Consider the following 1,022-nt stretch of genomic DNA (forward strand, 5'->3'; position numbering starts at 1 on the left):
CTCGACGCGCGCGGCACGCGCGGCGAAGCTGATCGCGTGGTACCAGCCGCAGAGCAGGAACAGGTCGAGCAGTTCCGGTTCGCCCAGCACGTCCCGAGCGGCCAGCCACAGCTCGTCGTCGACGTCCGAGGAGTCGTGCAGCGCGTCGGCGACACGGATCAGGACACGCTCGCGGGTGGTGGTCCAGCAGAGGTCGGCCGGCGATCCGCGGGTGACGGAGTCGATCTGCTCCGGTGTGAGACCCGCGCGAGCGGCGAAGACCATCACGTGCACGCCCCACTCGTACTCGCAGCCGCACCGGGCGCAGGTCCGGAGGATGACGATCTCCCGCTCGCGCAGCGTCAGCGACAGGTTCCTGCCCAGCTCGTACCGGCCCCACCCGCTCATCGCGACGGTCATCGGCAGGTTCTTGGCGAAGGTCCGGAACAGGCCGATCGGTGCGACGCCGGCCGGCGTCATCGACTCGAGCTGTGCCGCCACGTCCGCCGCGTAGGGCGCTTCGAGCGGCGGGACTCGCACCATGGTCGCCTCCTCTGCGCTTCGGAATCCGAATCAGATGCTAGTGCTCCTCGGCGAGCGCCGCCGCCCAGTCGTCGGACCATCTGACCAGTGGGCGCAACGCGCGGTAGGCGCCGTGGCCCAGGTCCGTCAAGGTGTACGTGGTGTCCGGCCACTGCTCCACCACCCGGGCCTCGACCAGCTCGGTCAGCCGCTGCCGCAGCACGCTGGACGACATGTTGTCGCAGCGTTCGCGCAGAGCGCGGAAGCCGAGTGAGCCGTGCCGCAGCTCCCAGACGATGCGCAGGTTCCACCGGCGCCCGAACAGGTCGAGCGCCGCCATCAGCGGTCGGCCGGTGCTCGACCCGCGAACCGGTTGTCCTGGTGCAGGCGCCGACATGGTCCTCCCTTGCCACTACGGTCACCGACACACTACCGTTCCGTCAACGGTTCTTTTTCCGAAGCGGAGGAGCGGCATCGTGCGTACGCCGTTGTGCGACCGTCTGGGCATCGACCTGCCGCTG

At 69.5% G+C, this 1,022-nt stretch carries 2 protein-coding genes; both read right to left on the minus strand.

Going from position 1 to position 1,022, the window contains the following annotated elements:
* A partial coding sequence (locus AB0H87_RS42035; RefSeq protein ID WP_360159511.1) for a carboxymuconolactone decarboxylase family protein occupies positions 1-522 on the minus strand: 522 nt, incomplete at its 3' end.
* 37 nt (positions 523-559) lie between these two features.
* A complete protein-coding gene (locus tag AB0H87_RS42040; protein ID WP_360159514.1) occupies positions 560-841 on the minus strand; it encodes a helix-turn-helix domain-containing protein in 282 nt (93 codons plus the stop codon).
* Between the last annotated feature and the right edge of the window lie 181 nt (positions 842-1,022).

The organism is Asanoa sp. NPDC050611, from assembly GCF_040654855.1.
Taxonomy (GTDB): domain Bacteria; phylum Actinomycetota; class Actinomycetes; order Mycobacteriales; family Micromonosporaceae; genus Asanoa.